The sequence below is a fragment of the Undibacterium sp. RTI2.2 genome, from assembly GCF_035018705.1.
Classification (GTDB): domain Bacteria; phylum Pseudomonadota; class Gammaproteobacteria; order Burkholderiales; family Burkholderiaceae_D; genus Undibacterium.
Map to the genome: position 1 here is coordinate 1 of NZ_JASJXN010000021.1, position 24064 is coordinate 24064.

The 24064-nt window shown below is 46.6% G+C and carries 21 protein-coding genes; 17 read left to right on the forward strand and 4 right to left on the reverse strand.

All coding sequences use genetic code 11. The features are described 5' to 3' along the window. Positions 1-97 precede the first annotated feature (97 nt). From fabD to QN395_RS12840, 12 genes are all read left to right on the forward strand, one after another. Positions 98-1039, forward strand: coding sequence for an ACP S-malonyltransferase (gene fabD / locus QN395_RS12785; RefSeq protein ID WP_322119313.1), 942 nt, complete (start codon positions 98-100; stop codon positions 1037-1039). Continuing rightward, the gene (gene fabG / locus QN395_RS12790) at positions 1036-1788 is read left to right on the forward strand and encodes a 3-oxoacyl-ACP reductase FabG (RefSeq protein WP_322119312.1); all 753 of its coding nucleotides are present in this window, start codon (positions 1036-1038) and stop codon (positions 1786-1788) included. Before fabD ends, fabG begins: the two co-directional genes overlap by 4 nt. Positions 1789-1933: 145 nt before the next feature. Next, positions 1934-2173, forward strand: a complete 240-nt coding sequence (gene acpP, locus QN395_RS12795; RefSeq protein WP_322119311.1) for an acyl carrier protein — start codon at positions 1934-1936, stop codon at positions 2171-2173. 105 nt (positions 2174-2278) lie between these two features. Next, the gene (gene fabF / locus QN395_RS12800) at positions 2279-3520 is read left to right on the forward strand and encodes a beta-ketoacyl-ACP synthase II (protein WP_322119310.1); all 1242 of its coding nucleotides are present in this window, start codon (positions 2279-2281) and stop codon (positions 3518-3520) included. A 105-nt stretch (positions 3521-3625) separates the two neighbouring features. Next, the gene (locus QN395_RS12805; RefSeq protein ID WP_322119309.1) at positions 3626-4135 is read left to right on the forward strand and encodes a protein YgfX; all 510 of its coding nucleotides are present in this window, start codon (positions 3626-3628) and stop codon (positions 4133-4135) included. Positions 4136-4197: 62 nt separating this feature from the next. After that, positions 4198-4800, forward strand: coding sequence for an RNA polymerase sigma factor RpoE (rpoE, locus tag QN395_RS12810; RefSeq protein ID WP_322119308.1), 603 nt, complete (start codon positions 4198-4200; stop codon positions 4798-4800). An 89-nt stretch (positions 4801-4889) separates the two neighbouring features. Further along, positions 4890-5618, forward strand: a complete 729-nt coding sequence (locus QN395_RS12815; RefSeq protein WP_322119307.1) for a sigma-E factor negative regulatory protein — start codon at positions 4890-4892, stop codon at positions 5616-5618. 5 nt (positions 5619-5623) lie between these two features. Further along, positions 5624-6649, forward strand: coding sequence for a MucB/RseB C-terminal domain-containing protein (locus QN395_RS12820; RefSeq protein ID WP_322119306.1), 1026 nt, complete (start codon positions 5624-5626; stop codon positions 6647-6649). A gap of 7 nt (positions 6650-6656) precedes the next feature. After that, the gene (locus tag QN395_RS12825; protein WP_416200112.1) at positions 6657-8177 is read left to right on the forward strand and encodes a DegQ family serine endoprotease; all 1521 of its coding nucleotides are present in this window, start codon (positions 6657-6659) and stop codon (positions 8175-8177) included. A gap of 530 nt (positions 8178-8707) precedes the next feature. Continuing rightward, the gene (locus QN395_RS12830) at positions 8708-8959 is read left to right on the forward strand and encodes a glutaredoxin family protein (RefSeq protein ID WP_322119305.1); all 252 of its coding nucleotides are present in this window, start codon (positions 8708-8710) and stop codon (positions 8957-8959) included. Then, positions 8952-9587: a ribonuclease HII gene (gene rnhB, locus QN395_RS12835; RefSeq protein WP_322119304.1), complete on the forward strand. Its 636-nt coding sequence runs from the start codon at positions 8952-8954 to the stop codon at positions 9585-9587. The genes QN395_RS12830 and rnhB overlap by 8 nt, the downstream gene beginning before the upstream one ends. 4 nt (positions 9588-9591) lie before the next feature. Beyond that, complete coding sequence (locus QN395_RS12840) at positions 9592-10371, forward strand: RNA methyltransferase (protein ID WP_322119303.1); 780 nt, start codon at positions 9592-9594, stop codon at positions 10369-10371. A gap of 90 nt (positions 10372-10461) precedes the next feature. On the opposite strand, the gene QN395_RS12845 is transcribed toward QN395_RS12840, so the two are convergent. Further along, complete coding sequence (locus tag QN395_RS12845) at positions 10462-11202, reverse strand: GNAT family N-acetyltransferase (RefSeq protein WP_322119302.1); 741 nt, start codon at positions 11200-11202, stop codon at positions 10462-10464. Positions 11203-11494: 292 nt separating this feature from the next. Then, the gene (locus tag QN395_RS12850) at positions 11495-12343 is read right to left on the reverse strand and encodes a pyruvate, water dikinase regulatory protein (protein ID WP_322119301.1); all 849 of its coding nucleotides are present in this window, start codon (positions 12341-12343) and stop codon (positions 11495-11497) included. 341 nt (positions 12344-12684) lie between these two features. Here QN395_RS12850 and ppsA point away from each other — a divergent pair, with 341 nt between their 5' ends. From ppsA to QN395_RS12875, 5 genes are all read left to right on the forward strand, one after another. Beyond that, entirely contained in the window at positions 12685-15102 is a 2418-nt protein-coding gene (gene ppsA, locus QN395_RS12855; protein ID WP_322119300.1) for a phosphoenolpyruvate synthase, read from the forward strand. Positions 15103-15469: 367 nt separating this feature from the next. Continuing rightward, a complete protein-coding gene (locus QN395_RS12860) occupies positions 15470-15904 on the forward strand; it encodes an NfeD family protein (RefSeq protein ID WP_322119299.1) in 435 nt (144 codons plus the stop codon). Positions 15905-16057: 153 nt separating this feature from the next. Then, complete coding sequence (locus tag QN395_RS12865) at positions 16058-17008, forward strand: stomatin-like protein (protein WP_322119298.1); 951 nt, start codon at positions 16058-16060, stop codon at positions 17006-17008. Between the two features lie 133 nt (positions 17009-17141). Then, on the forward strand, positions 17142-19076 hold the full coding sequence (locus tag QN395_RS12870; RefSeq protein ID WP_322119297.1) for an SPFH domain-containing protein: 1935 nt from the start codon (positions 17142-17144) through the stop codon (positions 19074-19076). 504 nt (positions 19077-19580) lie between these two features. After that, positions 19581-22265, forward strand: coding sequence for a polysaccharide deacetylase family protein (locus QN395_RS12875; RefSeq protein WP_322119296.1), 2685 nt, complete (start codon positions 19581-19583; stop codon positions 22263-22265). 367 nt (positions 22266-22632) lie between these two features. On the opposite strand, the gene QN395_RS12880 is transcribed toward QN395_RS12875, so the two are convergent. Then, positions 22633-23013, reverse strand: coding sequence for a tautomerase family protein (locus tag QN395_RS12880; RefSeq protein ID WP_322119295.1), 381 nt, complete (start codon positions 23011-23013; stop codon positions 22633-22635). A gap of 92 nt (positions 23014-23105) precedes the next feature. Beyond that, positions 23106-23645, reverse strand: a complete 540-nt coding sequence (locus QN395_RS12885; protein WP_322119294.1) for a GNAT family protein — start codon at positions 23643-23645, stop codon at positions 23106-23108. Positions 23646-24064 lie beyond the last annotated feature (419 nt).

Below are 24064 nucleotides of genomic sequence, written 5' to 3' on the forward strand. Positions count from 1 at the left end.
AAAAAGCATCATTTTATTTTTTAAAAATTCAACCTTTGCTGAAACGGCTCTGATTAAGGCTGTCATGCAAAGGTCTCACAGAGACTTTTTAAAATCTATGACTCAATTTGCATTTGTTTTTCCAGGGCAGGGTTCGCAAGCCATTGGCATGTTAAACGGCTTTGCCGATAATCATATTGTGCAGCAAACAATTACTGAAGCGTCGGATGCATTGCAGTTCGATTTGGGTAAATTGATTGCCGGTGGCCCAAAAGAATTACTTGATTTAACGACCAATACTCAGCCTGTGATGCTGACAGCAGCGGTAGCTTGTTACCGCGCCTGGATTGCGGCTGGCGGTGCCATGCCTGCGTTGGTCGCAGGACATAGCTTGGGTGAGTATTCCGCTTTAGTTGCTTCCGGCGTGATCGCGTTTAAAGATGCAGTGCCATTGGTGAGATTTCGTGCGCAGGCCATGCAAGACGCTGTGCCCGTTGGTCATGGCGGTATGGCCGCTATTTTGGGATTGTCAGACGAAGATGTAATCGCGGCTTGCGCCGAAGCGATCATAGGTCACGCAGATGAAGTGGTCGAGGCGGTGAATTTTAATGCTCCGGCACAAGTTGTTATCGCAGGTAATATAGCTGCGGTTGAGCGGGCTTGTGAGATTGCAAAGACAAAAGGCGCAAAGCGCGCCTTGCCTTTGGCTGTTTCAGCGCCATTTCATTCTTCATTGCTGAGGCCTGCGTCTGATAAATTGCGGGATTGTATGGCAGGTTTGAATTTTTCTGCGCCGGTTATTCCTTTGATAAATAATGTCGATGTGGCGATTATTAATGACGTTGCTGCAATCAAAGACGCGCTGGTGCGTCAGGCAGCAAGTCCTGTGCGCTGGGTTGAAACAGTACAAAAAATTGGCTCTAGCGGATTGACGCATGTAATTGAATGCGGACCGGGCAAAGTGTTGACTGGTTTGACCAAGCGCATTAATGGTGAGTTGATTAGCGATGCAATCTTTGATCAGGCGTCGTTAGAAAAGGTGATGGAAATTTTAAAATGACACAACAATTAGTAAATCAGGTTGCACTTGTTACTGGTGCATCTCGCGGTATAGGTAAGGCCATAGCCATTGCTTTAGCTACAGCTGGCGCGCGCGTGATTGGTACTGCCACATCTGAATCTGGCGCCGCCGTGATTTCAGAATATCTTGCTGAAGTGGGGCCAAATGCAGGTAAGGGCGTCGCTCTGAACGTCAACGATGTCGCACGTTGCACTTCTTTGGTAGAAGAAATTCAAAAAGAATTTGGCTGCTTGTCTATCTTGGTTAACAATGCTGGTATTACCCAAGATCAATTGGCGATGCGTATGAAAGAGGAGGAGTGGGATAGTGTTATCTCGACTAATCTAAGTTCCGTCGGGCGTCTTTCACGCGCCGTATTGCGCGGTATGATGAAGGCGAAACACGGGCGTATCATCAATATCACCTCAGTCGTCGGTTCTGCTGGCAACCCTGGGCAAATGAACTACGCAGCCGCAAAAGCTGGTGTTGCCGGTATGAGTCGTGCGCTGGCGCGTGAAATTGGTAGCCGTAACATTACAGTTAATTGTATCGCGCCTGGTTTTATTGACACAGACATGACCAAATCGTTGACAGACGATCAAAAAGCGGCAATTCTGCAGCAAATTCCATTGGCTAGATTAGGGCAGCCGGAAGATATTGCAGCCGCAACTCTTTTTCTCGCATCACCTGCAGCGGGTTATATTACCGGTACAACGTTGCATGTTAATGGCGGGATGTATTTAAGTTAATTTCGATTAATTTAGTTTTATTGGTATTTATCGGGTTAATCGCTGCAAATAAGCGGAGATATGCCTGTAAAATGCTTACTTGCTTTTTTTGCGCGCAAACCTGCTAAAATGCGCGCACTTTCTGAAACCACTAATGGAGAATCACATGTCAGATATCGAACAACGCGTTAAGAAAATCGTCGCTGAACAATTGGGCGTCGCTGAAGCAGACATCAAAATCGAATCTTCCTTCGTGGATGATCTGGGTGCTGATTCCCTTGATACAGTTGAATTGGTCATGGCTCTTGAAGATGAGTTCGAAATGGAAATTCCTGACGAACAAGCTGAAAAAATTACTACTGTGCAACAAGCAATCGACTACGCTACTGCGCACGTTAAGGTCTAATATTGGCTTTAAGCCTTTTGAGTTGTCATGTAATCGTCTGCGGTCATCGCTGTATTGCCGCGACGAAATCTAAGCATAACCAGTTTTCAAGTCCAGGAGAAGCGCTTGAGCCGTACGCTTAAACGTCGTGTCGTGGTCACCGGTCTCGGTTGCGTTTCCCCAGTTGGCAATACTATTGCCGATGCATGGGGTGGCGTAACTGCAGGCAAATCCGGTATTGCCACTATTACCAAATTTGATGCAACACCTTTCTCTACGCATTTTGCGGGAGAGGTTAAAGGTTTCAATATCGAGGAATACATCCCCGCTAAAGAAGCTCGCAATATGGATACGTTTATCCATTACGGTGTGGCTGCTGGAATGCAAGCTTTCCGCGATAGTGGTCTTAACGTTACTGAAGAAAATGCTGAACGTATCGGCGTAATCGTTGGTTCTGGGATTGGTGGTTTGCCACTGATTGAAGAAACTAAAGATATTTTGACTGAGCGTGGCCCACGTCGTATCAGCCCGTTCTTCGTTCCTGCCTCAATCATTAATATGATTTCTGGTCACTTATCGATTAAGTTTGGCTTAAAAGGGCCAAATCTGGCGATTGTTACTGCTTGTACTACCGGCTTACATTGTATTGGTTCTGCCGCTCGTATGATCGAGTACGGTGATGCTGACGTCATGATTGCTGGGGGTGCGGAATCTACTATTTCTCCACTGGGTTTAGGCGGCTTTGCTTCTGCTCGCGCACTCTCTTCACGTAATGATGACCCAGCTACTGCATCCCGTCCATGGGATAAGGATAGAGATGGTTTTGTCTTAGGTGAGGGTGCCGGTGTCATGGTGCTGGAAGAATACGAACACGCCAAAGCACGCGGAGCCAAAATTTATGCAGAAGTGCTAGGCTTTGGTATGAGTGGAGATGCGTATCACATCACATCGCCATCAATGGATGGGCCTCGTCGCAGTATGGTCAATGCAATGAAAAATGCAGAAATCAATCCTGATCAAATTAACTACCTAAATGCACACGGTACGTCCACGTCTTTAGGTGATAAGAATGAAACAGATGCGATCAAAGCAACCTTCGGTGATTATGCTTATAAAATAACGGTCAATTCGACCAAATCGATGACCGGACATTTATTAGGCGGCGCTGGTGGTTTGGAATCTGTATTTACCGTTTTGGCGCTGCATCATCAAATTTCACCACCAACAATTAATATTTTTAATCAAGATCCAGAATGCGATCTCGATTACTGCGCTAATACGGCTAGAGAAATGAACATCAAATTTGCGATGAAAAATTCTTTTGGCTTTGGTGGTACAAACGGCACATTAATTTTTGGTAAAGTTTAAATCACTATTTTTGTAATTGATTTGCAAATCTAATTTGCCAGTTTAAATGAAATAATTCGGCACTTCAGTTCTTAGGAACGAAGTGCCGCTTTCTTTTGGTGACTCATGTCGATAAGCCTGTCTGCCACTATTGCACCATCACGCTGCTTATTATTAGCGACCGCCTGTATGTGTGTTCTGGTAACTGGTATCGTTGTGTGCAGTGTATGGTCGTTTGGGTGGCAACTAAGTTGGCATTTATTTTTTCGGTTGTTATTAATATTCGTAAGTCTAGTATTAATAGCTTATCGATTTATGGCATTCTTAAATAATCGTTTTTCAGTAAAAATAGATATTGCCGCTTCTGGCAGAATTATCTTGCGACGCTTTATAAAACAATCCGACGCATGGCAGTCATATGTGGTTACCATGACTGACGCAACTACTTTATGGCCGCATTTGTTACTGCTACATTTGCAGTCGCAAGATGATCAGGGACGGCGCATACATATTGTTCCCATTTTGCCTGACTGCGTTGATGCGCGCACCTGGCGTAAATTATCCGTAGCGTTGCGCTGGATTGCTATTCATCAGCAGGCGCAGAAAAATACAGCAGCACAACCTGGGAACTTTTAACCGGTGTATGTGATCTACACAGCATATCGCGTTTAAATTCTCCCGAAAATAGGAAACAGTGAGTGACGACAGAGCGCGAGATTGATCAACTACTTGTTGAGCGCGTCCAGCGTGGTGACAAAAAAGCATTCGAGCTATTGGTTTCTAAATATCAAAGGAAACTCATGCGGCTTGTGTCTCGTCTCGTCCATGATCAGGCAGAAGCTGAAGACGTGGTGCAAGAATCTTTTATTAAAGCTTACCGCGCGATGGGGAATTTTCGTGGAGATGCCGCTTTCTACACTTGGTTGTACAGAATCGGTGTGAATACTGCTAAAAATTATCTGGTGACGCAAGGACGGCGTGCACCAACTTCGACAGATGCTGATATCGAAGAGGCAGAAACTTTTGTCGACGCGGACGGACTAAGGGATATCAATACACCAGAGTCTTTGTTGGCCAGTAAGCAGATCGCAGATACTGTGAATAATGCAATGCTTGCCCTGCCAGAAGAATTGCGTAATGCGATTACTTTGCGTGAAATTGAAGGTTTGAGTTATGACGAAATTGCAGAAGTCATGTTGTGCCCGATTGGCACCGTGAGAAGCCGCATTTTTCGGGCAAGGGAGGCGATCGCTGAGAAGTTGCGTCCCATGCTGGGGACAACTCTGGATCAGCGATGGTGAAGCCAGACTAAGGCAGCGTCGAACACTGATAAGACAGACTGACAAAGTAGATTTGAATATATTAAGTAGTAAAAATTGCGGATAAGATCATGAAGACAGATACCACTAAACAAGAGCGCATTTCAGCTTTGCTCGATAATGAGCTAACTGATGCACAACTCGATATGGCGCTTGCCAGCCTGAGCGCTGCAGATCACGCGGAATCGAAAGAAGCATGGGAAATTTATCATCAGATTGGTGATGTATTGCGCTCTGATGATTTGTCGTTTAACTTAAGTGCTGATTTTTCTTCAAAAATGAAAGCGCTGCTAGACGCTGAACCTGTCGTCCTCGCGCCACAGTGCCAGCTAAGTCAAGTAAGTTCGACTCCAGCAGAGCCAACGCTGAGCTTCACCAATCGCTCGCGTTTTTCTCGCTACATGACAATGTCGGGTGTTGCTGCAGCTGTGTTGCTTGCGTTTGTATTAGTGCCGCAAATACCATCCAATTTAGGTGGTGATAACTTGCAAGCTAATCTCAATACTCAAGCCAATGTCGCCCAGATGAATGCGCCAGTCAATACGCCAAGCTCAGCGTTACAAAATTCATCTCTGACAAATGGAGATTTAGTACAGCTGGTTTCTAATACCACCGCACCGGAAGTAAAAGCTAAATTATCCGATCAGATAGAAATGTTGCGTGATCCTCGGCTGGATAGTTATTTACAGGCGCATCAGAAATTTTCTCCGCCTATAGAAAATGGTACGCAGTACGCAACCCGTGCTAACGTCCCTTATTCCAGTTCTGCAGCTCCCGCTTCTTTAGTATCGGAAAAATAGACACTATGCTGTTGCCGCGTTCAAGTTTTCCTTTATTTTTGCTGATTGCAGGTATTGCTGCGAGTCCTTTGCTATATGCGCAAAGTCAGGAAGCGCAGGACATACCAAGCCTGCTGCGTAAGATGCAAAGTTCAGCGCAAAAGCTTAATTATTCTGGCACCTTCGTATATCAGCAAGCGAATCAAATGCGCACCTCGCGCATTACGCATTTGTTGGAAGCCAATAACGAGCTAGAAAAACTAGAAATTTTGGATGGCAAGCCAAGAGAATACGTTAGACATAATGACGAGGTAACTTGTTATCTGCCTGAAAGTAAAACCATACAGGTTGAAAAACAAGTTACCCAAGAAGTATTCCCTTCTTTGCTCACCAGCAATGCACAATCCTTGCCAGAATCGTACTCGATTAAAAAAGCTGAACTTAGTCGCGTAGCAGGCTCCCAATGTCAGGTATTGAGCTTCGAGCCTAAAGATATTTATCGCTATGGCTATCGCTTGTGCATGGATCAGACCTCAGGTTTGTTATTACGTGCACAAACCGTTAATGCAAAAAATGAAGTTATAGAGCAAATTGCCTTCACCCAGCTTTATTTGGGTGATATCGATAAGAGCCGCGTTAAGCCAAGTTTTCAAAATACGGCACAATGGCATGTTGAAAACCTCACAGTACAGCCTAATATTAATTCTGGTTGGGTAGTCAAGGCTTTACCCGCGGGATTTAAGAAAAACCGTGAGATGAAGCGCTTGATTCCCGTGTCAATTGCACCAAATAGTTCAACTACGGCAGCGGCATCCGCTGCTAGTCAGCCTAAACCTCATGAAGTCATACAAATGATTTTTTCTGATGGCATTGCTGCGATTTCGGTCTTTATCGAGCCAGATACTCAAGGCCGGACTGAGGGTAGTTTGCAGCAAGGCGCGGTTACCATCATGGGTAAGCGTCATGGAGATTATTGGTTGACCGCTGTAGGCGAGGTACCATTTGCTGCAATTAAACAAGTCATAAACTCCATTGAATTTAAACCTAAGTGATGATGCCATGAAAATAACACCACGCTTTCCCGTCAAAAATTTTGTTTCCACCGTCATTTCCACTTTAACGATCAGTGCCTGTTTTGGCTTTATCGCCCCAACCGTGATGGGTGCGACATTGGCCGAGGCTACACCCGCATCTGCAACAGCTCCCCTAGTTACTGGCTTACCTGATTTTACGGACTTGGTAGATAAAACCAGTCCCGCCGTAGTGAATATCCGCACTACAGAAAAAATCCAGCAAGGGCAAATGGAAATGGGCGGGGATGACGAGCAGATGCAAGAGTTTTTCCGTCGCTTCTTCGGTATGCCCATTCCCAAGCAGCAACCTGCACCAACACCAAAAGGTCGTAAAAAAGCACCTCAGCAGCAAGAAGAAGAAATTCCGCGCGGCGTAGGCTCTGGTTTTATCATCTCGCAAGATGGGTACGTTCTGACCAACACCCACGTAGTTGAAGGCGCTTCAGAAGTCTACGTTAAACTCACCGACAAGCGTGAATTCAAAGCCAAAGTGATTGGCTCAGATCAACGTACTGACGTCGCCGTATTAAAAATCGAAGGTAGCAAGTTGCCACGTTTGTCGATTGGCGATTCAGACAAAATCAGAGCAGGCGAATGGGTACTGGCAATCGGTTCCCCGTTTGATCTGGACAACACAGTTACTGCCGGGATTATCTCTGCTAAGGCCCGTGATACCGGAGATTATCTGCCTTTGATCCAAACGGACGTTGCCGTCAATCCTGGCAATTCAGGCGGTCCGCTGATCAATATGCGTGGCGAAGTGATCGGTATTAACTCCCAGATTTATAGTCGCTCTGGCGGTTATATGGGCATCTCTTTCGCGATTCCGATTGACGAAGCTATGCGTGTCGCCGAGCAGTTAAAGTCTGGCGGCAAAGTCACCCGCGGTCGCATCGGTGTGCAGATTGGCGAATTATCTAAAGATGTTGCAGAATCTATCGGCTTGTCCAAAGCCCAAGGTGCTTTAGTTAGCCGGGTTGAGCCAGGCGCACCGGCAGACAAAGCGGGTATTCAGGACGGTGACGTCATCCTTAAATTTAATGGAGTAGCTATAGAAAAATCTAGCGATCTGCCACGTATTGTTGGCATGGTGAAGCCGGGTTCAAAAGCCACCATCTCCATTTGGCGTAAAGGTGCCGCACGTGAGTTATCCGTTGTGGTGGCGGAAGCAGAAGCTGATAATAAAGTCGCTGCGAAAACGGATAAAAAACCTAAGCGTGAACAAGCAACAAACGTCTTAGGTATTTTTGTCACCGACATGACCGACGCGCAAAAGAAAGAATTGCCAGGCGCCAGCGGTGTGGTTATCGATTCTGTTGAAGGCCCCGCAGCGCAAGCAGGTCTGCAACAGGGTGACATCATCCTGACCTTGAATAATGTCGATGTCAAAGATGCTAAGCAATTCGCTGCTATGGTCGCAAAACTTGATGCGAAAAAAGCTGCTGTCTTGTTAGTCCGCCGGGACAATATTTCTAAGTTCATCCCGATTCGTCCTGCTGCTCAGTAATTTGATTTTACGTTCGTCACCACATTAACAAAAACTGCCCGCACTCGTGTGGGCAGTTTTTTTGTAAGTGCTTGAACCCAGATTTTCCATTGGACCGCTACCACTTCGCAGAAGCGCAGACGGCGTGCGCTCTTCAGAGGGATAGCACCACCGCGATTTGAGTGGAAACGCTACAGCGACAATCGCACCTTTGGCGAACTGCCTGACGTTGTTGCTCCTCCTAGCAAGATGCAGCTTGCGTCGTCGTCGCGTCTAGCCAGTCAGTTCGCCAAAGGCAAACTTGTCGCTGTTCCAATGGAAAATCTGGGTTGAAAGACCTCTGTAGTAGTCACTTAGACCGAATCTATCCACTTATAATGACGTCAGAATTGTTTGGCAGTTTTTCGCCAGTTACATAATGATTGGCTTGAATGCTGAAAATATACTCTAGGTAAGTATATTTTAATTGTCCAATAGATCATTGGGTAATCTGGCGTATTGATAAAAATAATCGGGGAGTATAGGTAATATTCCTCTCAGATCAAAGTAAAATGACCGAATTCACCCTTTATTCCCGCAGTTATTGCCATCTTTGCGACGACATGCTGGCGCAGTTGCAAGCGTTTTCCAACGAGTTTAACTTCACCGTACATGTGCTGGATGTTGATGCCGACGATGCTTTACTCGCTTTGTATGATGAGTTAGTACCAGTACTCGTGGGTAAAAAAGCCGATGCGCCGGAGCAGCAGATTTGCCATTATTTTTTAGATCAAGCCAAATTGAAAGCATTTTTTGATGAGTAAAATCGACTCCACCTTCTCACTGTTTGATTATGAAGGCGAATTAATTTGTGGTGTGGACGAAGCGGGGCGCGGTCCCTTAGCTGGTCCTGTGATGGCTGCGGCAGTGATCCTTGATCCTGCGCATCCGATTGCTGGTTTGCGCGATTCTAAGAAACTGAGTGAGGCCAAGCGCGACCAGTTAGCGATTGAGATTAAGCAATATGCGCTGGCCTGGTCTATTGCCGAATGTTCTGAGCAAGAAATTGATGAGCTTAATATTTTGCAGGCCACCATGCTGGCAATGCGCCGCGCGGTAGAAGGTTTAACTATTCAGCCGACACTGGCACTGATTGACGGCAATCGTTGTCCTGTCATGTCGGTACGATCAGAGGCGATCGTCAAAGGCGATGACAAAGTACAAGCTATTTCAGCCGCCTCGATTTTGGCAAAAACGGCTCGTGACCACCGTCTGGCGCAATTGCATTTGCAGTATCCGCAATACGCTTTGGATCAACACAAAGGTTATCCTACCGCCTTACATTTGGCCTTGTTGCGTGAACATGGCGTCTCGCCAATTCATAGAAAATCTTATGCGCCGGTAAGAGCGTTGTTAAACTCTAGTTTCCAAAAGACTGCCCCCAATTTCTGACTCAATGAAATCAATTACTTCCCGCGATAATCCGCTCTTTAAAGAACTGAAGCTGCTTGCCACCAGCTCGCAAGCGCGTCGTAAGTCTGGCCGTACTTTGCTAGATGGCGTGCATTTATGTCAGGCATATTGGCAGCATCTGGGCGCACCGCAAATCTGTATTATTTCTGAGGGTAGCGTCCATCACCCTGAGGTGGAATCAATACTCTCGCTGTGTAGCGAAAAAGCGCAATGTATTTGCCTGCCTGATGCTTTATACGATGCGTTGAGCCAAGTTGAACACGGCATTGGCGTCATGTTTATCATCGCCACGCCTGATCCGGTATTCCCGGCACTGCTGCAAGAATCCTCAGTCTTGCTCGATAATTTACAAGATCCTGGCAACTTAGGATCGATCTTGCGCAGCGCCGCTGGCGCAGGTATTCGCAATGTCTTTTGTAGTCCCGGTACCGCTTTTGCGTGGTCGCCTAAAGTGATGCGGGCGGGGATGGGCGCACATTTTTTGCTAAATATTTTTGAGAATGTTGATCTGCACAGTTTGCTCAACAATACCCGCATACCGATTCTGGCAACCAGCTCGCATACGACACAGACGATTTATCAGGTGAATTTAAATCAGCCTGTCGCATGGCTATTCGGCCATGAAGGGCAGGGCGTAGCAGAGGATTTGATGGCGCTGTCAAGCCACACCGTTACTATTCCGCAGCGGGCAGAAATCGAGTCGCTGAACGTGGCTGCCAGTGCGGCAATTTGTTTTTTTGAGCAAGTCAGACAATCGCTGTAAATTGTAAGGTTACATAAAAAATAGAGCGCCAATTTCGCGCTCTATTTTTTTGATTTTTTTGATTTTTTGATCAAGACTACCTAACAGGCATCAAGGATGCAGCCGATACCAATAATGATAACAACGGCTAAACCCCAGTTTTTCATACACCCGGATGGCTGTTGCATTTGTCGCTACGACTTGCAGATAAGCATCGCTGGCACCGCCTGATTTACCCCATGCCATGAGTTTGCTGCAAAGTTGTTGTGCCAACCCTCGCCCGCGAAAATCGGGATGCGTGACGACATCAAATAATCCCAACTGTGTACCAGTGATCACGCCAAGTCCGCAGCAGACTATTTGGCCGCCTTCTCGCAATACCGCAAAAGCGCATTGACCTTGGATCGCTTGCAGCATTCGCAGATGGATTTTTTGTCCTACTGCCTCATAACCAGATAGTTCTTGGAAAGCGCTCAGCCACGGTTTTACCTCAATGAGGAAGTCCTGTTCATGAGCATCATCGCCCATATCGTTGATACGACTTTCAGCCAAATTGACTGTCATCACCAGCGACAAATCGGCAAACTGATAGCCTTGCTTTTCTAAGCTCTGGTCAACCTCGGGCGACGTACAAAAAGACGCCAGGCGGAAAATAGGTTTTAGCTTGCGTGCGTGGAAAATTGCTTCGATGTGCTTGATCTGTGTTTCTGGCAAGCTCGTGATCCTGACTAAGGCATTCGCAGAATTGGCGCGCTTGGTATACCCCTCAGAAAAACGCAGCCGCCAGCCGCCAAAGTCTTGTTGCTCCAGTGCAGGCCATGCGGCAAACGCCGCTTGTTCTATCGTGTGCATAAAAATATCTGTTTTTGGTTTTCTCGGCAGAAAATCAGCTACAGGTTTTCCTTTGATGATTTTTATACTCCCAGTGAGTACATATTAAGTGTCCATATAATCATTGGACACTGTGGCATATTTATTAAAAATAATGGGGAGTATATTGATTTGTGCCGGAATTTTTTGGTATTAAACCTACGAGTTGGCTTGAAAATGAGTGCGTAACGCAGAGGTACAAAGAACGCAGAGCTGATTTACTCCCTGCGTTTTTGCTTCTACTCAGCGCCATGATTACTTGACTTTAAGCTACTTAGTAAATCCTCACATCCGATTTAATCTCTTGCAAAATTGTGGTGGAGATTTCTTCGATTGACTTGGTGGTGGATGATAACCAGCGTATGCCTTCACGCTTCATCATCGCTTCGGCTTCGTTGACTTCATAGCGACAATTTTCTAAAGACGCATATTTGCTGCCAGGGCGGCGCTCGTTGCGGATCTCGGATAAACGCTCTGGCGCGATGCTCAAGCCAAAAATTTTTGCCTTATACGGTGGCAGGTTGGACGGTAATTTGCCACGCTCAAAATCATCCGGTATCAAAGGATAATTCGCTGCTTTAATCCCGTATTGCATTGCCAGGTAGAGACTGGTCGGAGTTTTGCCCGAGCGTGATACGCCGACCAGAATGACATCGGCTGCCGACAGATTTTTATGCGATTGACCGTCGTCATGCGCTAATGAAAAGTTGATTGCCTCGATCCGGTTTTTATATTCTTCCGAATCGGTCATGTTGTGGCTGCGACCTATGGTGTGGCTGGATTTCACGCCCAGCTCGTGCTCCAGTGGCGCGACAAAGGTCTGGATCAAATCCATATGCATGCCCTTGGATTTAAATACCACTTCGGCCAGATCCGTTTTAACCAGGGTAGAAAAAATAATAGGGCGATTGCCGTCAACAGCCAAAGCCTCATTAATTTTGCGCGCCGCGTCATGCGCTTTGTCTAAGGTGTCGATGAAGGGTAATCGAACTTGCTTAAACTTTAAGTCAAATTGGGTTAAAACTGAATGACCAAAAGTTTCGGCAGTAATACCCGTACCATCCGATACAAAAAATACGGTCCGGTTAGCGGGTGGAATGGGCGGTTGTAGTGGATCAGGCATGGAGTCTTTGCTCGGCTGGGTGGATGACTTGTTTGCACAGCGATTTATTTCGCCGCACAAAAATTCTTTCTATACTTATAACAAAAAAGACGCTAAATTCTAACTTTACGTGGGCAAATTAGCTGGCACTCCATGTAAAATGGCAGCCAGCAAGTTGCACGCAATAAGTACTTTTCTTTCAGCTCCTCTTTGTCTTCGCGCATTGATACTAAGAATAACAAAAAAATAGCGATGGACGAAGTAGTTTGCACTAAGTAAGAGCATTCAGAGCAGTAAAGACTCGTATCGATTAGCATGTCCCATGACTAGTACAGATTTCTTACCATCAAAAAGAGGTTGTTATGTCCAACGCAGCAATTACCGAGGCAACTTATGTCGCCTCGTTTGAGCATTTACGAATGACGGATGTTGAATCCGTCGGCGGGAAAAATGCATCTTTAGGCGAAATGATTAGCCAGCTGGCAACGGCAGGTGTCCGTGTTCCGGGTGGTTTTGCCACTACAGCACAGGCTTTCCGTGATTTTTTATCGTATAGCGAAAACGGCGGCGCACCATTGGCGCAGCGTATCGCTGATCGCCTCGTCAGTTTAGATATTGAAGACGTCAAAGAACTGGCAAGAGCGGGTGCCGAAATCCGTCAATGGATTATTGATACGCCGTTTCAGCCACGTTTGCAAAAAGAGATTGAAGAGTTTTATAACCGCTTGGTTGCAGACTCGGCGGCGGAAATGTCATTTGCTGTGCGCTCCTCAGCCACGGCAGAAGATTTACCAGATGCCTCATTTGCAGGTCAGCAAGAGACTTTCCTCAACGTGGTCGGCATCGACAACGTGTTAGAAGCGATGAAGCATGTTTTTGCATCGCTGTATAACGACCGTGCCATTTCCTACCGTGTACACAAAGGCTTTACGCATGCTGAAGTTGCCTTGTCAGCGGGTGTGCAGCGCATGGTACGTTCTGATCTGGGCGCGGCTGGTGTGATGTTCACGATTGATACCGAGTCCGGTTTTAAGGACGTGGTTTTCATCACATCCAGCTACGGTCTGGGTGAAACAGTAGTGCAGGGCGCTGTCAATCCTGATGAATTTTATGTCCATAAGCCGATGCTGGAGCTGGGTAAATTGCCAGTGATCCGCCGCAATATCGGCTCCAAGCTGATCAAAATGGAATTTACTGGCGAAGCCAAAGCAGGTCGCTCTGTTAAAACAGTCGATGTCCCTATCGAGCTGCGCAATCGCTATTCGCTCAACGATACTGAAGTGGTTGAGCTGGCCAAGTACGCTGTCATCATCGAAAAACACTACGGTCGTCCTATGGATATCGAGTGGGGCAAAGATGGTCGTGACGGCAAACTCTACATTTTGCAGGCACGTCCAGAAACCGTTAAATCACAACAAAAATCAACCGATGCGCAGCAACGCTTTAAGCTCAAAGGTACCGGCACAGTTATTACATCTGGCCGTGCCATTGGGCAGAAAATCGGCGCAGGTCGCGTCCGTGTGATCCATGATCCATCCGAAATGGAACGTGTACAACCAGGTGACGTATTAGTTGCCGACATGACCGATCCTAACTGGGAACCCGTCATGAAGCGTGCTGCAGCCATCGTGACTAATCGCGGTGGCCGTACTTGCCACGCAGCGATTATTGCGCGTGAGCTGGGCGTACCCGCGGTGGTTGGTTGTGGTGACGCGACAGAACTGCTGAAAGACGGCACGCTGGTCACCGTATCTTGTGCCGAAGGTGACGAAGGCAAAATCTACGACGGTTTGCTAGAGACAGAAATCACGGAAGAAATGCGTGGCGAATTGCCTAAGCTCCCACTCAAAATTATGCTCAATGTGGGCAATCCGCAATTGGCATTTGATTTCCAATCCGTACCAAACGAAGGTGTGGGTCTGGCGCGTTTAGAGTTCATCATCAACAACAATATCGGTGTTCATCCAAAAGCGATTTTGGAATATCCGAATATTGATGCAGATCTGAAAAAAGCAGTCGAGTCGGTTGCTCGTGGTCACGCTTCTCCAAGAGCGTTTTATGTCGATAAATTAGCCGAAGGTATCGCTACCATTGCCGCTGCGTTCTGGCCAAAAAAAGTCATCGTGCGTTTGTCTGATTTTAAATCGAACGAATATAAAAAGTTGATCGGCGGATCACGTTACGAGCCGGATGAAGAAAATCCGATGTTAGGCTTCCGCGGTGCAGCGCGTTATCTGGCAGGTGACTTTGCTGAGTCGTTTGAGATGGAATGCCTGGCAATGAAACGTGTCCGTAACGACATGGGACTGACTAATGTCGAGATTATGGTGCCTTTCGTCCGTACTTTAGGACAGGCCGAAAAAGTCATTAATTTGCTCGCCAAAAACGGCCTCAAGCGCGGTGAAAACGGCTTGCGCATTATCATGATGTGCGAGGTCCCATCTAATGCGATTTTGGCAGAAGAATTCTTGCAATTCTTTGATGGCTTCTCGATTGGTTCCAACGATCTGACTCAGCTTACGCTGGGCTTAGATCGTGATTCTGGTATGGAGTTACTGGCGGCTGATTTTGATGAGCGTGATCCTGCTGTGCGTGCTTTGCTGTCACGCGCTATTGCTGCCTGCATCAAATTGAATAAGTACGTTGGTATTTGTGGTCAGGGTCCATCCGATCATCCTGACTTTGCAGAATGGTTGATGAAGGAAGGTATAGAGTCGATTTCACTCAATCCTGATTCTGTCATTGATACCTGGCAAAAACTGGCGGCTGTGAGCAAATAAAAAACTCACCAATTTCAGTCGTCAGTAGCAAAATAAAGCGTGAGCCTGTATCAAAAACAGGCTCACGCTTTTTTGTTGGTGCGCCGCAACAAGACTGATTTTAGTGGTTGTAGTTTACGGAATTTAGACTAGACTACCGATGCCTTAACAGTAATAAAAATAAAATCAATACTCCAACAAAATTCATAAAAATAGCCCTCGCTGCCAAAAGGTAGCGAGGGCTTTTTTTTACAGAATTTGGTGAGTAAATTCTCAACGCGATTACCGATGACCGTTTGAAACAAATCGCGCAGAATACGACGATTCACCGATGTTGGCGATATTGAACCTGAATAGTGATGAAAAAAGATAAGGAGAAAAAACGACTATGAACGCATGGATGATGTGGCTGGTGTTGGCGGGTTTGGTGGTGATACTAGAATTGTTTACCGGCACTTTTTATTTGTTAATGATTTCTATCGGCATTGTGGCTGGTGCCTTGGTTGCTTTCTTCAATTTTGGTGTCTCCACACAATTGATTATTGCCGCTTTGGTGGGTGCGGTTGCTACGGTTACGCTGCACAAAAGTAAGTATGGTTTTACAAAAAACGTGGATGCGGCACGTGATCCGAATGTGAATATGGATATTGGTCAGCGCATACAAGTCGATGAATGGAAGGATGCTGGCAACGGTAAATTTAATGCACGCACCATGTATCGCGGTGCAATGTGGGATGTAGAGTTGCAGCACTCCGCTGGGTATCCTGGCGTATATGTGATTGATGAAATACAAGGAAGTCGTTTAATTGTAAAACCGTCGTAAAACACGGCAATGCCGTCGCAAATATTTAGTCGTAATGACTTAGTAGCCGCACTTGTTAGCGGTGCTTAGTAGCAATACTTAGTTGCTGTAATTAGTCACTATATTGAGTCATCTTAATTTGTCTGTAACCGATGTGAATTTTATGGAGTGTATATGGGTAGTTTTAGTGGTGTAGCTTTAATTCTGTTTGTTCTGGCAATGGTCTTTGTCATCAAAACCATTAATGTCGTGCCGCAACAGCATGCTTGGGTAGTCGAGCGTTTGGGTAAATATCATGCAACTCTGGGGCCAGGTTTAAACATTGTTGTTCCTTTTGTTGATCGCATAGCCTACAAACATATTTTGAAAGAAATCCCGTTGGATGTGCCACCGCAAGTCTGTATCACGCGCGACAACACACAGTTGCAAGTGGACGGTATTTTGTATTTTCAAATTACGGATGCGATGCGCGCATCGTATGGGTCTTCCAATTACATCGCTGCGATTACGCAACTGGCACAAACCACCTTACGTTCTGTCATCGGTAAGATGGAACTGGACAAAACATTTGAAGAGCGCGACCACATCAATACAACGATCGTGAATGCGATTGATGAGTCCGCCGCCAATTGGGGTGTCAAAGTCTTGCGTTACGAAATCAAAGACCTCACACCACCCAAAGAGATTCTGCATGCGATGCAGGCGCAGATTACTGCCGAGCGTGAAAAACGTGCCCTGATCGCCGCGTCGGAAGGTCGTAAGCAAGAGCAAATCAATATTGCAACCGGTGAGAGAGAAGCCTCCATCGCCAAATCAGAAGGTGAAATGCAAGCATCGATTAACCGTGCGCAAGGTCAGGCAGCCGCTATCCTCTCTATTGCAGAAGCGAGTGCAGAAGCGATTCGTAAAACTGCCGCTGCGATGCAATTACCAGGTGGCTCTGATGCCGCTAATCTTAAAGTTGCAGAGCAATATGTAGCGGCCTTTGCCAATTTAGCTAAGACCAATAATTCCATCATTATCCCAGCCAATTTGGGTGATATGAGCGGCCTGATCGCCACCGCAATGCAAGTCGTCAAGTCCCAAAAAGTCATCGCAACAGAAGTGCCGCGACGACCTTCTTAATCTTCTTATGGAGCGTGACAGGCTCCCTATTTTTCCACAAAAAAAGCAAACAGTAGTTCAGCTAGCGCTTATCCAGTGCTAGTCAGGCCGCTGCATTTCCAGAAAATCGGGATTCATAAAAAAAGGATTCATCATGCTTGAAATTATTTTGGCAGTCTCCGTACTTGCCCTCATTATTTTGGTGTACGCCAGCAATATGCTGGTGTATATCTCCAACGAAAAAATCGGTATCGTAGAAAAGAAATGGTCACTGTCAGGTTCCTTAGAACATGGATTTATCGCCTTAAGCGGTGAGGCTGGTTTTCAGCCCGAAGTCTTACGTGGTGGCTTCCATTTATTCTTCCCATTCCAATATGCGATTCATCGGCATGATCTGGTAACGATACAGCAGGGCACGCTGGCCTATGTATTTGCCCGCGACGGACAAGCGATGGCGCCGACACAAAATCTAGCCTGCAATAAAACGGCAAATGACTTTACGGATGTGCGTGGATTTTTGACCAGCGCAGGTCAAAAGGGCTTGCAAAGAAAAATTCTGCGCGAAGGTACTTATGCGATCAACCTTGCTCAATTCGTCGTCTTGAGTTCTGAAAAAGTCTACGCCTTGCCTCTGCCAGGCGACACCAATATCAATAGCGAAGGTCAGGTCGTTGGTCAATTGGCAGAAATGTTAAATGAACTAAGAAAGCGTAGCGGCTTTCAGCCTCTGGTGATCCGTGACGATAAACTGGCTGTCATTACTACGCATGAAGGCCAATCTCTGCCAGAGGGCACCATCGTTGCACCCGTGGTTGGTGCCGATCCCCATCACGCTGCCAGCTATCACCATGATTATCAAAATCCTGAAGTTTTTATTGATGCTGGTGGTTATAAAGGTCGTCAATTACAAGTCTTGGTGGAAGGTACTTATTATCTGAATGCACGTTTCGCCAGTTATGAAATCGTAGAGAAACGCGTGGTCGCAGTGGGCTATGTCGGTGTGGTTGTCTCTTACACTGGCAAAGCCGGTAATGATGTGACAGGTGAGGCGTATCGTCATGGTGAACTGGTGGGCAGTGATGAAAAAGGTGTACAAGCTGCGCCGCTATTGCCTGGAAAATACGCACTCAATCCCTATGCTAAACGGGTCATCGATGTCCCAACGACGAATTTCATTTTGAAATGGCAATCAGGGGCTGTTGGTTCGCATGAGTTAGATAAGCATTTGAGCGAAGTGTCCTTAATTACCAAAGATGCGTTTGAGCCTGATTTGCCATTATCTGTAGTCGTCAATATCGACTACAAAATGGCACCGCTCGTGATTCAGCGCTTCGGCGATATCCAAAAATTGGTTGAGCAAACGCTGGACCCGATGGTTGCTGCTTATTTCAAAAATATTGGGCAAGGCAAAACGCTGATCGAATTATTGCAAGAGCGTTCCGATATCCAAGAGCGCGCTAAAGCAGAAATGCGCAAAAACTTTGAAGGCTATAACCTGACTTTAAATGAAGTCTTGATTGGCACTCCACGCGCCAAAACAGGGGACACGCAAATTGAAGTCATCCTAAAACAACTGCGTGAACGTCAAGTCTCCAGAGAGCAATTAGAAACCTATAAAACCAAAGAAACTGCGGCAGTACAAGAACGTATTCTGCGCGAGGCAGAGGCCAAAGCGAAACAACAAACGGCCATTACCGAATCAGAATTAGCCGTCAAAATCGCCGAAAACCAAGGTAGTGCAGCAGTGCAGAAAGCGATCAAAGCAGCTGAAGAAGCACGTCAAACGGCGTCTGGTGCAGCGGATGCCAAACGGACTCTGGCCAATGCCGAAGCGTATCAGCTACAACAAGTCGGTGAGGCACAAGCAAAAGCAACTCGCTTGAATGTAGAAGCCTACGGCGGTCCAGAACTGCAATTCCAGCAAACCGTCTTACTGCGCTTTGCTGAGGCGATTGAAAAAGGTCACATCGCCATGGTGCCCAGCATACAAACCGGTGGCGCAAGTGCGTCGGCAGTGGATGCATTTCTGGCCTTGGCAGCGAAGGATTTATTGAATAAGTCTGAGAAAAAAGAAGCGATCATTATTTGATCACCTAAGCTCGATCTGATTGCAGTAGATCACAAAAGCACCGCATGACTTTGAAAAGAGTCATGCGGTTTTTGTTGTAATTCAGGAGTGAAAAAAATCACTGAGTGGTTCTCATACTTTGTGACGGAAACATCTTTCACTTAATACCACGAATAAGAAGAGTATTTAATATACTCCCTATCATTTTTATGAAATATGCCTCATTGTCCAATGATTATATGGACAATAAATTATACTAGCTGGGAGTATTTAATACTAGTCTATGGCAATGATATCTAAAACTTGGCTGAACTGATGCCTGAGACAGCAAATCAATTGACTTGTTTCTAATCTATTCACGATGTCTTGCCCACATTGATTGAAGCAAATTTTTGTCAAAAATATCATGATCTGACTTAAGATATGGCTTGATTGCAACTACACCATTCTTGTTTTGCTTTTCGGCCTTACAGCCTTACAGCCTTAGCAACTCAATCCAACTTTGCCGACACACGTAATTACTTCATGAGCCAATCTCGCAAAATTATTCTCGCCATTGCCGCCTTCGTTGTTGCGGCGCTGGTCGCATCAGGTGCTTATATTTTTTCTACCAGCAAGGCAACAAAGCCAGAGCAGGGGAAGGCTGATCTAGTTGATATCGCTCCATCGCAAAACAAGTTGCCGAAAGAGTTAGGCGATATTCTGGCAGCGTACAGAAAAGTGATCGTACTGCTCGGCGATGAAAAATCACTCAATGCCAAAGAGAAAACTGCTGCCAACCGGATTGGTCAAGCCTTGTTTCATGAAAATCTGGGGCGACTGGTTGCGGTCGATGATTATCTAGATTCATTAAAAAAACTCAAAGCGCCAGAGCGCGAAGCCGCGTATGACACGATACTGAACTTTATCGAGTCTGGTGAAGGTTTGTTCGATGCCGATCGCCTCGCTTTCCGCGAAGTCTTACTCAAGCTGCAAAAAGCGATTGCGACTGAACAGACTTTGCCCGCGATCAAATTACATAAACGCGTCGGTGACGATTTGGCTGCCTTAGACGAGATAGAAAGAGAATACGATAAAGAATTAAAAGATATTTTCTCCCGGTTTGAAACCCGCTCGATAGAGCTAAAACGGGAGCGTTGGGATGATTACCTCAACAAGCTGCGCAAACTTTATCCGCGTGAGCAGATCCTTAAAGACTATGGCGTGATCTTGCCTTACCCTGAGATTCCGGAGCCGGTTGATCCCGCCGCTGCCAAAGACAAGGATATTTTTGGGACTGGTTTGCCTGCCAAAACAATCGTCTTGACGTTTGACGATGGTCCACATGCGACATATACCGACGAGATCGCAGCGATACTCAAACAATACAATGTGCCTGCGGTATTTTTTCAGGTCGGGCGCAACGTTGGTACCGTTGATGCGCAAGGTAAGGAGAAGCTGAATAAAAATGCGGATATCAGCAAAAAATTATTGGCATCCGGGTATGCGATTGGAAATCACAGCTTTAGCCATGCCTTGCTCTCGAAAGAAAATGGCGATAGTTTGCACGCCGAGATCGCACAAACCGACCAGTTATTAAAAGCGATTGATCCCGCGCGCTCGTCCTTGTTCCGCTTTCCGTATGGTGCCAAAAATAAGGAAGGCATGCAGATCTTGTCCAGCCTTGGTTTGCGTTCAGTGTTGTGGAATATTGATTCCTTGGACTGGGCCGACCCCGTCCCCAATTCGATCGCGAACCGTGTATTGGCGACAGTCGATAAAGAGCAACGCGGTATTATTTTATTCCATGATATTCACGAGCGTACCGTCAAGGCATTGCCGCTGGTGTTGGATAAACTGATCGCCGATGGGTATCACTTTGCTGGATGGAATGGCAGCGAATTTAAGGTAGGGAAAGAAACTACCGCGCCAGTAGAAAAAATTAGTATTACGACCGATTATCAAAATAGCTGGGCAGTCGTCATCGGAATCAATGATTATGCTAAGTGGCCCAAGTTGCAGTACGCGGTACAAGATGCGAATTCGATTCGTGACATGCTGATTGGCCGTCTGGGATTTTCCAGCGACAAAGTCATTACCCTGACCAATGCCGACGCCACCAGAAACAATATCCTGAGCGTATTTCATGACAAGCTAGGTCATGGACAACTGAAAAAAGATGACCGTGTTTTTGTATTTTTTGCCGGCCACGGTGCTACCCGCAAACTGAGTTCCGGTCGCAATTTGGGCTACATCATTCCTGTTGATTCCGATCCTGAACAAATCTCCGTCGATGCGATCCCGATGACGGATTTGCAGAACATCGCCGAGAGCCTGAATGCCAAGCACATCCTGTTTGTGATGGACGCCTGTTACAGCGGCCTTGGCTTAACCCGCGGTGGCGGCACCAGCAGTTTCTTGCGTGAGAATGCCAAGCGGCTGGGTCGTCAGATGCTGACTGCCGGTGGCGCGGATCAGTTAGTCGCTGATGGCGGGCCAAACGGCCATTCGGTCTTCACCTGGACGCTGCTACAAGCCCTTTCTGGCAAAGCGGATCTTAATGGTGACGGCATGATCACAGCGACCGAGCTAGCAGCTTACATCGCACCTGCAGTGTCTAGTGTATCGCAACAGACTCCCGCATTTGGCAGCCTGCCAGGATCAGAGGGCGGTGAATTTGTATTTGAAGTGCGGAGCGAATCCGAGTTCTTAAACGCCAAGACAGACCAGTTATCCGCAGATGCGATCGCACTCAACAGCAAGATTGATGGCGCCCGTAACAAGGTCGGTACAGACGCACCAATCGTGATTAAAAATCTGAATGGCGGCGAGCAAAAAATCGCTGCGCCTAAACCGGTTGACGCGTCATCGCGGCAGCTAGCGCAACGTGCCAATGATCAGGGCTTGCAACTTTATCGGGAAAAACAATACGCGCAGGCAGAGGCGGCCTTCACAGAGGCGCTCAAGTACCGACCTGACTTTGGTTTGGCTGCGAATAACCTGGGTTTCGTTTACTTTAAACAAGAGAAGTTTGCCGAGGCGGCACGCTGGTTTGAAAATACTTTGCAAATCGATCCTTCGAGAGCCATCGCCTATCTCAATCTTGGCGATGCAAGAGCAAGGCTGAATGACAACGAAAAGGCAAAAGCCGCCTACAACACCTTCTTGCAGCTATCGCCGAATAGTCCCAATGCCGCGTATGTGAGAGAAGCGTTGAAGAAGTTGAATTAATCTTGATGGAAGCGGGGGCTGATTCAATAAAGTTGAATCAGCGAGCTTAAATCAGCGTACTTAAATCCGCAAAATTGAACTTATAAAATTCAATCCGCGCATTGGTAAGCAAACCAAACACATCACTCCTTCTCCCGCGAGCGGGAGAAGGCTGGGGTGAGGGCAGATGCAAACGGCAATGCAATTTATCTCAAATCACCAGCACCGGATTTACCACCAGCATTTGGAAACTCGACACACGTAGGGTGCGCCATGCGCACCGTTGGTCGTTAAATCTAGCAGCTCAAGTTTATCGGTGCGCATGGCGCACCCTACCTATTTTCTTGTCGCTGCAATGTAAATCCTGTTTCTTCAACCAAAAATCAGATCAGGTATGGATCAAACGACCACCGCCAAAAGACCAATTCTCCCAGGTAGTTTCTTTAAAACAGACCATCACGTTTTCCGGATTGTGATCCAGCGCAGTCAGTCGTTGTATCAAATCGTCGAGTAATTTTTTCTTGATTTTCACACTGCGCCCGACCGACCACAGAATTTCAATGAAGACAAAATCATCAGTGCGGGGAGATGTCAGATCTGGGTACGTGCTATCAAAGCGAAAATCATCCGCATCCAATTCCAATACACGATGGAACTTGTCAGTCACGGGCACGCCAGATGCCACCAGCGCAGCATGAACGGAATCTAAAACGCCGGATTTGAATTCACTCGATTTTGGCTTGCGGACAGTAATGGTGACTAAAGGCATGATCTTTCCTCTCATGAAAAAAGATCACTATACCCGTAAGTTCAAATTTGCTTTGGAGCGACAAACTTAGGTGCGAAAACTGTTCAGGCAACTCATGATGATTCTGCGCGTCGTTCAAAGTGCAGTAAATCCTGCCATTCACCGTGCAATTTGACGCTGCGAATTGACCGGCCAAATTGGCTAAACCCATTTTTCTCTAACACTTTTGCCGAGCCGATATTCGCTGGACGGACGACCGCCTCAATACGCCATAGTTTGAGTGGGCCGAAGGCTTCTTTCAATAACAAATCGATGGCACAACTGGCGATACCTTTACCGGTCGCCGATTGCGCCATACGGTAGCCGAGTGTCGCTTTGTTGTAATGTGCTCTGACAATATTGGTGAGATTAATTCTGCCAACTAACTGCGGCTGATTAGTGCCCGAATCCGTCGCCCAGATCAGATATTGAAACGACTTATCCTGCTCGCGCTCAACCTCTGCAGCATGCAACGTAGCCCGCACCTGTGCCAGATCATAATAGGCGTCGGTGCGACTGTGCACCCATTGCTCAAAGTAGTCGCGGTTCTGCAATTCAAATGCAAGAACGGCGTCAGCATCTGCAATGCGAGCGGGTTGGATGATGACTGTCATGGAATTGGATTAAAAGTGGGGTAGGTTGTGCTGTACAAAAATGCAATGTCAAATGATCGCGTCAAATAGGGTAATTTTAATATACTCCCCCTTATTTTATCTAAATATGCCTTATTGCCATTTGATTATATGGACAATTAAATTTACTGGGTGGGAGTATGTTAATGATGTTTTTTTATTGTGCCGGTTATCACGTTCTGATAGCTTGCTATTTCGCGCAGAAAATATCCCAAGTAGGTACGATTAGCGCAGCGTAATCGTACGCATGTTGAACCCAGATTTTCCATTAGACCGCTACCACTTCGCAAAAAACGCAGACGGCGTGCGGTCTTCAGAGGGATAAGTGGGAACGCTACAGCGACAATTGCACCTTTGGCGAACTGCCTGGCGTTGTTGCTCCTCCTAGCAAGATGCAGCTT

Excerpts from the sequence above, each read along its gene's own strand:
- fabD (WP_322119313.1), top strand. The coding sequence starts at position 98 with ATGACTCAATTTGCATTTGTTTTTCCAGGGCAGGGTTCGCAAGCCATT.
- fabG (WP_322119312.1), top strand. The coding sequence starts at position 1,036 with ATGACACAACAATTAGTAAATCAGGTTGCACTTGTTACTGGTGCATCT.
- acpP (WP_322119311.1), top strand. The coding sequence starts at position 1,934 with ATGTCAGATATCGAACAACGCGTTAAGAAAATCGTCGCTGAACAATTG.
- QN395_RS12805 (WP_322119309.1), top strand. The coding sequence starts at position 3,626 with ATGTCGATAAGCCTGTCTGCCACTATTGCACCATCACGCTGCTTATTA.
- QN395_RS12815 (WP_322119307.1), top strand. The coding sequence starts at position 4,890 with ATGAAGACAGATACCACTAAACAAGAGCGCATTTCAGCTTTGCTCGAT.
- QN395_RS12820 (WP_322119306.1), top strand. The coding sequence starts at position 5,624 with ATGCTGTTGCCGCGTTCAAGTTTTCCTTTATTTTTGCTGATTGCAGGT.
- QN395_RS12825 (WP_416200112.1), top strand. The coding sequence starts at position 6,657 with ATGAAAATAACACCACGCTTTCCCGTCAAAAATTTTGTTTCCACCGTC.
- QN395_RS12830 (WP_322119305.1), top strand. The coding sequence starts at position 8,708 with ATGACCGAATTCACCCTTTATTCCCGCAGTTATTGCCATCTTTGCGAC.
- rnhB (WP_322119304.1), top strand. The coding sequence starts at position 8,952 with ATGAGTAAAATCGACTCCACCTTCTCACTGTTTGATTATGAAGGCGAA.
- QN395_RS12840 (WP_322119303.1), top strand. The coding sequence starts at position 9,592 with ATGAAATCAATTACTTCCCGCGATAATCCGCTCTTTAAAGAACTGAAG.
- QN395_RS12845 (WP_322119302.1), bottom strand. The coding sequence starts at position 11,202 with ATGCACACGATAGAACAAGCGGCGTTTGCCGCATGGCCTGCACTGGAG.
- QN395_RS12850 (WP_322119301.1), bottom strand. The coding sequence starts at position 12,343 with ATGCCTGATCCACTACAACCGCCCATTCCACCCGCTAACCGGACCGTA.
- ppsA (WP_322119300.1), top strand. The coding sequence starts at position 12,685 with ATGTCCAACGCAGCAATTACCGAGGCAACTTATGTCGCCTCGTTTGAG.
- QN395_RS12860 (WP_322119299.1), top strand. The coding sequence starts at position 15,470 with ATGAACGCATGGATGATGTGGCTGGTGTTGGCGGGTTTGGTGGTGATA.
- QN395_RS12865 (WP_322119298.1), top strand. The coding sequence starts at position 16,058 with ATGGGTAGTTTTAGTGGTGTAGCTTTAATTCTGTTTGTTCTGGCAATG.
- QN395_RS12870 (WP_322119297.1), top strand. The coding sequence starts at position 17,142 with ATGCTTGAAATTATTTTGGCAGTCTCCGTACTTGCCCTCATTATTTTG.
- QN395_RS12875 (WP_322119296.1), top strand. The coding sequence starts at position 19,581 with ATGAGCCAATCTCGCAAAATTATTCTCGCCATTGCCGCCTTCGTTGTT.
- QN395_RS12880 (WP_322119295.1), bottom strand. The coding sequence starts at position 23,013 with ATGCCTTTAGTCACCATTACTGTCCGCAAGCCAAAATCGAGTGAATTC.
- QN395_RS12885 (WP_322119294.1), bottom strand. The coding sequence starts at position 23,645 with ATGACAGTCATCATCCAACCCGCTCGCATTGCAGATGCTGACGCCGTT.